General features: G+C 63.7%; 7 protein-coding genes. 2 read left to right on the forward strand and 5 right to left on the reverse strand.

All coding sequences use genetic code 11. From position 1 onward, the window contains the following. Positions 1-37: 37 nt before the first annotated feature. The 4 genes from ACEW7X_RS10925 to dnaE all read right to left on the reverse strand — a co-directional run bounded on the left by ACEW7X_RS10925 (position 38) and on the right by dnaE (position 8017). Entirely contained in the window at positions 38-1789 is a 1752-nt protein-coding gene (locus ACEW7X_RS10925) for a porin (protein WP_253102925.1), read from the reverse strand. Between the two features lie 377 nt (positions 1790-2166). Then, on the reverse strand, positions 2167-2313 hold the full coding sequence (locus ACEW7X_RS10930; RefSeq protein ID WP_165390081.1) for a hypothetical protein: 147 nt from the start codon (positions 2311-2313) through the stop codon (positions 2167-2169). 64 nt (positions 2314-2377) lie between these two features. Continuing rightward, complete coding sequence (locus tag ACEW7X_RS10935; RefSeq protein ID WP_068374645.1) at positions 2378-4357, reverse strand: BCCT family transporter; 1980 nt, start codon at positions 4355-4357, stop codon at positions 2378-2380. Between the two features lie 165 nt (positions 4358-4522). Beyond that, on the reverse strand, positions 4523-8017 hold the full coding sequence (gene dnaE, locus ACEW7X_RS10940; RefSeq protein ID WP_253102924.1) for a DNA polymerase III subunit alpha: 3495 nt from the start codon (positions 8015-8017) through the stop codon (positions 4523-4525). A 212-nt stretch (positions 8018-8229) separates the two neighbouring features. Between dnaE and lpxO the strand changes: the two genes are divergently transcribed. After that, entirely contained in the window at positions 8230-9129 is a 900-nt protein-coding gene (gene lpxO, locus ACEW7X_RS10945; protein ID WP_068374639.1) for a lipid A hydroxylase LpxO, read from the forward strand. Between the two features lie 114 nt (positions 9130-9243). Next, on the forward strand, positions 9244-10170 hold the full coding sequence (locus ACEW7X_RS10950) for an AEC family transporter (protein ID WP_068374838.1): 927 nt from the start codon (positions 9244-9246) through the stop codon (positions 10168-10170). Positions 10171-10308: 138 nt separating this feature from the next. Here ACEW7X_RS10950 and ACEW7X_RS10955 read toward each other — a convergent pair whose 3' ends face one another. Further along, on the reverse strand, positions 10309-11064 hold the full coding sequence (locus ACEW7X_RS10955) for a sigma-70 family RNA polymerase sigma factor (RefSeq protein ID WP_253102923.1): 756 nt from the start codon (positions 11062-11064) through the stop codon (positions 10309-10311). Positions 11065-11081: the final 17 nt, after the last annotated feature.

Genomic DNA, 11081 nt, shown 5'->3' on the forward strand with positions numbered 1-11081 from the left:
ATCATGGTCGTGCAGACAACCTGCACGGACACCCGGGCTAAAAGTGGTGCGTCAGCCCCATGGCGACCCGCCGCGTGCGCGGCGCATCGGCGCCGACAACATCGTCCAGGTCATAGCGCTGCCCCAAGGCGGCAAAGCCATATAGCGTGGTACGGGGCGACAGCGAGTGCACATAACCCAGCGACATCACGCGCACCATCCCGGCCCGTTCACCGCTGTCCCGCCAATGCCAGCTCGGCCGCCCCTGCGACCACTGCAATTGCAGCTCATCATTGCCAAACGGCACTGCGACACCGGCATAGACTGCATCCAGACGGCCGCCATCCATGAATTCCATGGGACCCATGCCTTGCAGGCCCATGGGTTCGAGTCCGGCCGGACCCTCGCCGCCATTGCGTCCCACGAACCCATTGCGCTGACGGCTCCAGCCAGCGGCCAGCCGGGCGGCCTCGAAGTCCGCGCCCAGGCCCAGCTGCAGGGCCGCAGGCCGGCGCGCCCGGTCGTTGCCCAGCTCCACACGACCCATGGTTTCGTAGCTGGCAACCAGCACCCAGTCTTCGATCGCGTATTGCAGGGCGCTGCTGAAGAGGTGCGCCCGCCCCTTTTTGAAGCCGCGCTCACCAACATCCGGGCTATAGCTCAGGCCGGCTTGCAGGCCTTGCCATAGCGGGCTGGTCCAGCTCAGCATGTTCGACACCTGGTAGTTATCCGCCGCGCGCATCAACGCCCCCATGCCGAAATCCTTCCAGCCCGCCACCTCTATGCCGGACACAAAAGCCTGGCCGGCAGTGTTCTGTCGCCCCAGCCGCAGTTCGCCCCTGGCTGCGCTGCCCACGCCCAGCCAGGACTGGTAGTTGAACAGGCGATCCGGGTCTTCGGCATGGCCGGTCGCGGCATCCAGGCCGCCTTCCAGCGTGAAACTGACAAAAGCATCCCCCGCCAGCGTTTCACGTCCGCTCGCCCCCCAGAGCGAATCGGTCTGGCCGCCGCTGATCAGGCCGCTGCCGGTCCCCTCGCCGCGCACATGGGTGGATACGATGCCCACATCCAGCGTGCCATACAGCGATACCTCTGCCGCCTGCGCCGGGCGCGGCGCCGCCAGCGCCAGCAGGGCAACCCCCAGCCCTCCCATCAGCATGCCGGCCTGGCACTGCCACTGGCGCCCGGCCCGGCGTCCCAGCTGTCGCCAGATCCCTGACAGCGTCCGCCCCTGCTGCGGCTCATGCACCGGTTCCTGCAGCAGCAGGCCCAGCAGGGTCTGGTTGCCGGTCGCCAGCACCAGTGCGCTGGCATTGCCGGTGAGAACACGATCGCCCATGGCGCAACTGTCGGGCCAGGCCTGGAAAATGCCACGGTCCAGCATCAGGCCATCCTGGCGGATCAGACGCACGTCGGCAGGCACGATATCGCCGGCGTTGAGTTCGATAATGTCGCCAGGCACCAGCAGGCTGGCGGGCACCAGGCGGGCCAGCGCTTCGTCCTGACCATACAGGTCCAGGCGTCGCAACACCGGCACGCGCCGGTCTTTCAGGCTGCGCGCCAGACGCGCCAGGTCTGGCGGCGCGGCCTGCGGGATGCGGGGACGATTCGGGCCGTTGCGCACCAGCCGGCGCAAGACTTCGTCGAAAGCCAGCCCGGCCCTGTCGCCGGACAACACCTTCAGGCTGTCGGCCAGCGACAGCCGGGCATGTTCCTGCAGGGCACAGTGGCCGCGCCGGACGCTGTAGCCTGCCGACGCGGGTGGCGCTGCATTGCGTGCCGTGGCACGAGAAAAAAACAAGGTTCGCATGGGGTGCATCCTGTAAACCGCGCAAGGCCGGATGCCCCCGGCGAAACGATCAGGCCGAGCACACCCCTGCCCTTGCTGGTGAAAGGCAAAAGTCGTCAATCAGGAAGAAGGTCTGGGGGCCGCCCGCCGGCTTGTCGTTCAAGCCAACGGGCATACTCTCGTCATCGTCCATGTGCTCGGCTCCGTGAAGTGGTCAGACGCCGCACCTGCGCCTTGCCGGCTGCGCGGCCAGGGCGAATGCAACAAAAAGATTGTCGCACCCGGCCACAGGCAATGCCATTGGCCTCTTGGGTCGCGGCACGACATCTTTGGGTGCCGGTGATATACCTTGGGATAATCCATCCGCAAGCAGGCCCCGGCGTCAGGTAGCTGCCTCCTCAGCGCACCGCCAGAGACCAATGCGCATCCGGTTGCCCGGCCAGCACCAGAACGCCGTCCCCTGGCAATACCAGCGCGGCATTCCCGTCGATCAGGCTGTAGTGAACTCGCTTGTCATCGCCGTCATAGGCAGCGAATGCTGCCACGAAAAACGGCCCGCCGGCTGCCCTCGAATTGGGCGGCCGGCGGGCCGTTCGAAGCAACGCTATTTCAGCGCAGCAGATGCAGGTAGTGCAAGTGTTTCTCGTATTGGTCCAGGATGTCCCCGATCACCGCATTGCGGTTCCAGCCCATGACGTCATAGTTCTGGCCGCCTTCCTTGAGATGGACTTCGGCGCGGAAATACTTGCGCTCGTCATTGCTGTCGTCGTCGCTGTTGACGGTGAAAGTCGGGCGAGCGTATGCACGGGGGCGTACTTCGTAAATGAAGTCGATTTCGTCGCCGTGCATGACTTCCAGGCGTATGCCGCCCTGTTCCAGTTCGGTCACCTTGACGTCCTGCGTATTGCCCTGCAACTCCTGGGCCACGTCTTCGCAGGCCGGTTTGACGACTTCCTGGATGAAGCGGTTGACGTGCGCCCTGCGCGGCATGACCATGAGGTTGCGCAGGCGGCGGCGCCAATTGTCATCCCCATGCTGGGCTCGCGGCGCCAGGTGGTTCTGGTAGCGCATGCCGCGCTTGACCAGGTCCAGCCGAAGGGCGCGCAGCAATCCCGCCAGTACTGCCAGCAGAACCACCGCAAACGGCAAGGCGCTGATGATGGTCATGGTCTGCAAGGCCGCCAGTCCGTCGGCCAGCAACAGCACAATGGCCAGACCTCCCATGGAAACAGACCAGAACACCCGTTGCCAAACCGGATTGTGCTCGCTGCCGCCGGACGCCAGCAAATCAACCACCAGTGCGCCGGAGTCGGCCGAGGTGACGAAGAAGATCAGCACCATCACGACGGCCAGGTAGGACATGAAGGTCGCCATCGGCAGGCGATCCAGCAAGGCGAACAAGGCCAGCGAGTTGTCTGATTTCACGATCTGGGCCAGCTCGGTATAACCGTCAGCCAGCAGCATGTGAATGGCCGTATCGCCAAACACCGTCATCCAGAGAAAGGTGAAACCGGCCGGCACGAAGATCACGCCGCCCACGAACTCGCGGATGGAACGGCCGCGCGACACACGGGCAATGAACATGCCGACGAAGGGCGACCAGGAAATCCACCAGGCCCAGTACAGCAGCGTCCAGCCGCCCATCCAGTCGGTCTGTTCGTAGGCGTACAGGTTGAACGTCTTGTTGACGATCTCGGACAGATAGGAACCGGTGTTCTGCACGAATGCCTTGAGCAGAAACACGGTGGGGCCGGCCAGGAACACGAACAGCATCAGCAGAATGGCCAGGATCATGTTCAGTTCAGACAGGCGCCGCACCCCTTTGTCCAGGCCGGACGCCGCCGACATCGTGGCCAGCGCCGTCGCAACAGCGATCAGGATGACCTGCACGGTGGTATTTACCGGCACGTCCAGCAACAGGTTCAGGCCGCTGTTGATCTGCAGGACGCCGAAGCCCAGCGAGGTCGCCACGCCGAACACCGTGCCAATGATGGCGAACACGTCCACGGCATGCCCGATGGGGCCGCGTATTCTTTCACCGATCAGAGGGTAGAGCGCGGAACGCAACGTCAGCGGCAGCCCATGGCGAAACGAGAAGAACGCCAGCGACAGCGCCACGACCGCATAGATGGCCCAGGCATGCAGCCCCCAGTGGAAAAAGGTGATGCGCATGGCCTCCTTGGCCGCTGCCACTGTCATCGGATCGCCCACGGGGGGCGCGATGGTATGCATCAGCGGTTCGGCCACGCCGAAGAACATCAGTCCGATGCCCATGCCTGCACAAAACAGCATGGCAAACCACGTGGTGTTGCTGTAGTCCGGCTGGCTGTGGTCTGGCCCCAGCTTGATGCCGCCGTAACGACTGATCATGCAGAACATGATGGACAGCAGGATCAATGCAACCGTCAGGATATAGAACCAGCTGGCATTGATGACAATCCAGTCCTGTGCGACCGCAAACAGCGCCTGAGCACGGATGGGGAAGGCTGAAGTCAGTACGACCAGCAGCAGGATCAGCCCTGCTGCCGACCAGAACACCGGCGGATTGATGACGAGTTTCGGCCTGCTGCCGGTGGGAGATCGTGCCATGCGCCACTCCTTCAAAGCGGGCGACAGAGCGTCGGCATCCCACCGCACGAAAGGGAGAAATACCGACCTATTGCCGCAATTTAAGGCCCCAGGCTGCAATTATCCTGCGTCTTACTGCATTACGCATGCTTGGCATGCAGCATGCCCAGCCTGGGATGAAAGCCCTCAATCGTAACGGATCTCTACAGCTCCTGTCCCTAGCCAAGCAGCCAAATTGTCAAACATTTGATCTGCCATCCGTACTCGCCAGGACTCCCCGAGCCGGATCAACGCCGTGGCATCGTGCCGCTGGTAGAAAATTTCCACCGGCACGCCGGGTACGCCGTTTTCCGGTTCGGCGCGGAACGGATTGAGCACGCGCCGCAACGCGGCTGCATCGGCCTTGTCCGCCGGCAAGGTCAAACGCAGCGCCTGGGCACGCGTCTCGCGTGCTGCCTGCAGGTCGAACAGCGATTCGGCCACGATGCGCGTCCCACCCGAGTAATCGTCATGGCTCACCTTGCCCTGCACGATCAGCAACTGGTCTTCCCTCAAGCGGTTGCGGTTCTGCTCATAGAGTTCATTGAAGACCGACACCTCCAGCTGGGCAGTGCCATCATCCAGCACCGCGAACAGCATCTTGCCGCGCCGCGTGAGCTGCGTCCGCACGGAACTGAGGGCGCCGGCCAGCCATTGCAACTCGCGCGACGGCCCGATGCGCGTGAGCGGCGTGGGTACGAAGCGCCGTACCTCGTCGCGCCAGGCATCGAACAGGTGGCCGCTGAAAAAGAAGCCCAGCGCCGCTTTTTCCTCGGTGAGACGGGTACGCAAGTCCCAGGGCGGCACCTTGGCCAGTTCGCCGGCCACCACGATGGCGGCATCATCATCGCCAAACAGCGATACCTGGTCGGCGCTGCGCGCCGCCTGGTCCGCAGCCTCCATGGCCAACGGCACCGACGCCAGCAATGCAGCGCGGTTATCGTCCAGGCCATCGAAGGCGCCAGCGCGGATCAGCGCTTCGATGGTGCGCCGGTTGACGGTATGGCGGTCAATACGTCGGCAGAAATCGAACAGGTCGCGGAACGGCCCGGACTGGCGCACCCTGAGGATTTCCTCGACGGCGCTCTGGCCCGTGCCCTTGACCGCGCCCAGGCCATAGCGCATGGTGCGTGGCGGCTTACCCTGCGCGGTATATTCATCCTCGACCGGCTCGAAGCGGTAGGCCGACGCATTGACGTCCGGCGGCAACACCTTGACGCCGTTGTCCAGCGCGTCGCGCACGAAAATCTGGACCTTGTCGGTGTCGTCCATATCGGACGACAGCGTGGCGGCCAGGAACTCGGCCGGATGATAGTGCTTGAGCCAGGCCGTCTGGTAGGAAATCAGCGCGTAGGCGGCCGAGTGCGACTTGTTGAAGCCGTAGCCCGCGAACTTTTCCATCAGATCGAACAGCTTGACCGCCAGGTCGGCGTCATAGCCCTTCTCTACCGCGCCTTTCTCGAACAGCTCGCGGTGTTTGGCCATTTCCTCGGGCTTTTTCTTGCCCATGGCGCGCCGCAGCAAGTCGGCGCCGCCCAGCGAATAGCCCCCGATGATCTGCGAGATCAGCATCACCTGTTCCTGGTACACAATCACGCCGTAGGTGCTCTTGAGCGTGGATTCCAGGTCTGGATGGAAATAATCGACGTCGGCACGGCCGTGCTTACGGTCAACGAAATCATCCACCATGCCGGATTCCAGCGGCCCCGGCCGGTAGAGCGCCAGCATAGCGATAACGTCTTCAAAGTTGCTGGGGCGCAGCTTCTTGAGCAATTCCTTCATGCCGCGCGATTCCAGCTGGAAGACGGCCGTGGTGTTGCCTTCGCACAGCAGACGGTAGGCATTGCCGTCATCGAGCGGCAATGCCATGACGTCGAAATCACGCATGGTGGGATTGAACTGGCGCACATAGCGCACGGCCCAATCCAGAATGGTCAGGTTGCGCAGCCCCAGGAAGTCGAACTTCACCAGGCCGACGGCTTCGACGTCGTCCTTGTCGTACTGCGACACCACACTGGTTTCGCTGCCGGGCTGGCAGTACAGCGGGCAGAAGTCGGTCAGCTTGCCTGGCGCGATCAGAACGCCGCCGGCGTGCATGCCGATATTCCGCGTCAGGCCTTCCAGCGGCCTGGCCAGGTCCACCAGCGCCCGGACTTCCTCTTCCTGCTCATAGCGCTCACGGAAGGCCGGCTCGTTTTCCAGCGTACGCTCCAGCGTCCAGGGGTCCGCCGGATTGAAGGGAATCATTTTCGACAGGCCATCGCAGAACATGTAGGGCATGTCCAGCACCCGGCCAGCGTCGCGCACCACCGCCTTGGCACCCAACGTACCGAAGGTCGCGATCTGGCTCACGGCATCGCGGCCATAGCGTTCCTTCACATATTCGATCACCCGCTCGCGGTTGTCCTGGCAAAAATCCACGTCGAAGTCAGGCATGGACACCCGCTCCGGGTTCAGGAAGCGCTCGAACAGCAAGTCATAACGGATAGGGTCGAGGTCGGTAATACCCAGGCTGTAGGCCACGAGCGAACCCGCACCCGAGCCCCGGCCCGGACCAACCGGCACGCCATTGCCCTTGCCCCAGTTGATGAAGTCCGCCACGATCAGGAAGTAACCGGGAAAGCCCATCTGGATAATGGTGCGGCATTCACGCTCCAGGCGCTCATCGTAGACAGGCCGCTCCCTGGCCCGCTGCGCTTCATCAGGGAACAGGAACGCCAGGCGCTTTTCCAGGCCTTCGCGCGACAGCTGCACCAGATAATCGTCCAGCGAGATGCCGTCGGGCGTGGGAAAGTTGGGCAGTTGCGGTTCGCCCAGCGTCATCACCAGGTTACAGCGCCTGGCAATTTCCACGGTATTGGCCAGCGCCGCAGGCACATCGGCAAAGCGCTGCGCCATTTCCTCGGAGCTTTGCAGGTACTGGCTGTCGCTGAAACGACGCACGCGGCGGGGATTGCCCAGCAATTCACCCTCGGCGATGCATACCCGGGCCTCGTGCGCCTGGAAATCGTCGCGCTTGAGAAACTGCACCGGATGCGTCGCCACCACAGGCAGGCCGATTTTGGCCGCCAGGCGCATGGCAGCCTGCACATAGGCTTCGTCGCCATCGCGGCCGGCACGCTGCAGTTCGATATAGAAGCTGCCGGGACAACGCGACTGCCAGGCACGCGCCAGCGCTTCGGCTGCCGCCGGGTTGCCGGCTTCCAGCGCCTGGCCGATATCGCCCATGCGGCCACCGGAAAGCACGATCAGGCCATCGGCGCCATCGAGCCATTCGCGCCGTATCTGCGCGCGCCCGCGCTGCGTGTTGCCCAACCAGGCGCGTGTCAGCAGGTCGCACAGCTGCAGGTACCCATGCCAATTGCGCACCAGCAACAGAATGCGGAACGGCTTGTCCGGATCGTCATCATTGTTGAGCCAGACATCGCAGCCCGCCACGGGCTTGATGCCGGCGCCTCTGGCGGTCTTGTAGAACTTGACCAGGCCGAACAGGTTGGCGAGGTCGGTCAGCGCCACGGCCGGCTGGCCGAACGCCGCGGCCTGTTTGACCAGTTCGGGTATCCTGATGATGCCATCCACCACCGAAAATTCGGAATGGACGCGCAGATGGACGAAGGGAGTAGCGGGAAGCGATGCAGTCATGGGGCAGGATTGTAACCATCCGGCAGCCAGAGAACGTAGCAAACATTGGTTACGAACGCTTGCGCAGCTCGTGCCAAGCCGTGCCCATGGGCCTACAATTGAACCTGAAGATGAAGATGAAGCTGAAGCCGCATTCCACAAGGATGCCGCATCCTGCTCACCCAGGCCGGAACCGGCTTCGCTGTTTACCCACCCCAGGAGTCACTGGCAATATGAAATGGATCATACCGGGCATTTGGCTGGCCGCCATCCTGTTCGCCCACTTCCGTGGCCGTGTCCGCTTTCCGTTGCACAAGCAGTTGCTGGACCATTCCATTCTGCTGGCGCCGGTCAACGCATTCATGGTCCTGTTTTCCAAGGTGCCGACCACGCCTTACCTGGACGAGAAGTACCTGCCGGCGTTGAAAAAGCTCGACGACAACTGGGAGGTCATTCGCGACGAAGCCCTGGCCATGGCGGAAATGCGGCATATCAAGGCGGCCCAGAAGCACGACGACATCGGCTTCAACTCTTTTTTCAAGGAAGGCTGGAAGCGTTTCTACCTGAAATGGTATGACGCGCGCCACCCGTCCGCCGAGAAACTGTGCCCGCGCACCGTGGCGCTGCTCAATGAAATCCCGGAAATCAAGGCTGCGATGTTTGCCGAGCTGCCATCCGGCAGCAAGCTCAATGCCCACCGCGACCCCTATGCCGGCTCGCTGCGCTATCACCTGGGGCTGTCGACGCCCAACGATGACCGCTGCTATATCAACGTGGACGGCATCCACTACAGCTGGCGCGACGGCGAAAGCACGATTTTCGACGAAACCTACATCCACGACGCGCGCAATGACAGCGAAGGCAACCGCATCATCCTGTTCTGCGACGTCGAGCGGCCGATGCGCTGGCGCTGGGCCCAGGCCTTCAACAACTGGTTCGGCCGGGTGGCGATTTCAGCCGCCAGCGCCCCCAACGAAAGCACCGACAAGACCGGCGCCATCAACCGGCTGACCCATTACCACTGGGTCCTGGACCAGAAGCGCAAAGCGTTCAAGAAGTGGAACCGCACGGTTTACAAGCTGACCAAATACGCCCTGATCGCGCTGGTCATCGCCGCCTTCATCCTGCTGTAAGCCAGCCTTTGCATTCAGCCGCGCCCTTGCCGGCGCTGGCTGAATGCCCTCGCCCCATACATGCCGGCAGCGGCAGGTTGCCAGACAGCCTGCCGCTTTTTCATTGAGGTTGCCATGATCGTCCAACTGCTGCTCGCGCTCGTTCCCATCGCGCTGCTGATCGCGCTGGGCTGGTGGCTGCGGCAGCGCGCCTTTCTCGCGGAACACTTCTGGCCCCAGGCCGAGCGGTTGGGATATTACGTGCTGTTGCCTGCCCTGTTCCTGCACGGCATGGCCACGGCCAGGCTCGACGGCGTGCCCGTGGCGGCCATGGTCGCCACCCTGATCGTATCCCTGCTGGCGGTCGCGGCGCTGTTGGTGGCCGTACGGCGGCGGCTGCCGGTGGACGATGCCGCCTTCACGTCGATTTTCCAGGGCGGCGTGCGCTTCAACAACTATGTCGGCGCTTCCATTGCTGTCGGCCTGTTCGGCAACCAGGGCATTGCCCTGGCGGCCGTGGCCACCGCCACCATCGTGCCAACGGTGAATATCCTCTGCGTGCTGGTCTTCGCCCGCTATGGCAATATCAAGGCCTTGTCGGCCACCCACCTGCTGCGGCATCTCTTTACCAACCCCCTGGTGGCGGGCTGTTTCATCGGCATCCTGCTGTACGCGACCGGCCTGGGGCTGCCTGACGGCCTCGGGCCTGCCTTCAAGGCGCTGGGGCAGGCCTCGCTGCCGCTGGGGCTGCTGTGCGTGGGGGCTGCGCTGGATTTCTCCACCTTGCGCAGCTGGTTGCGGCCGGTCGGCATCTCCTCGGTTGCCAAGTTCATCGCACTACCGCTGGCCACGCTGGCAGCCTGTCGGCTGTTTGGCCTGCAGGGGCCGGCCGCCATTGCCGCCCTGATGTTCCAGGCCCTGCCCACGGCATCGTCGTCGTACATCATGGCGCGCCAGCTGGGCGGCGATGCCCCGCTGATGGCTGGCATCATTGCAACCCAGACCGTGCTGGCAGCACTGGCATTGCCGCTGGCCGTCATGGCCGCGCTGGCGCTGGCCTGAAGCGGACGCAGCTGGAAGCCCGGCAGCCACAGGCCTGGACCCGAGAAAGTACAGAACCAACAACGACAGGAACAGCGCAGAACCCGTACGGGCCCCAGGACAAAGCTGGCACCGTGCCGGCAGCTGGCATGGGCGCGGCTAGGCCCCGAAACCGTCCCATTGCAAGGCCTGCGCGCAGTGCGCATGCGCCTTGCGCAGTTCCCCGCGCACCACCGCCAGCGACAGCCCGAAGCGACGCGCCACTTCGTTGTGGCTGAGCGCTTCCAGCCGGATGGCCACGAAAATCGCCTGGCGCCTGCGCGGTAGTGCATCAATGCTGTCCACCAGCACACGCAGGGCATTGCGCCCCGCCACGATATGCTCGATCCCTGCGGACGGATCAGGCAGGCTTTGCAGATAATCCTCGTCACCCTGCGGGCTGCCGCGCAGCGGTTCATCCTGGCGCAAGCGGTCGATCGCCGCGTGGTAGGCCATTCGCGCCAGATAAGCGCCGGGACGTTCAACTTGACGCAGGCCGCCCCCCTGCTCCATGGATTCGCTCAGGCGCAGCCAGACCTCATGCAGGGCTTCGCGTGCCAGGTCCAACCCGCCGACGCGCGCTGCCAATTGCCGGGACAGCGTTTCATAATGCCGCGCCAGATACTCCCGCAGTTCTGCCATCGTGTAGCCAGAAGCCGCTGCCGCTGCTGCCACTGGCACCTGTACCGCCGCCAGTGGCGCTAGCTGCGCCGCGTCCGCAGCGCCCTGGCCGAGGCCGGATGCCGCATTGAACATGCGCTCCCAGACCGCTTCCCGCGGGCGCCGCAACGGCCCCTCGGCTACGCCCTTGCCGGGCACATCCGTACGGCAGGCCTGCCGCGACGGGGAAAGGACAGCGATTTGTCCCATGATCATGATGAACTCCGTGCATC

The organism is Kerstersia gyiorum (genome assembly GCF_048595715.1).
GTDB lineage: Bacteria > Pseudomonadota > Gammaproteobacteria > Burkholderiales > Burkholderiaceae_B > Kerstersia > Kerstersia gyiorum.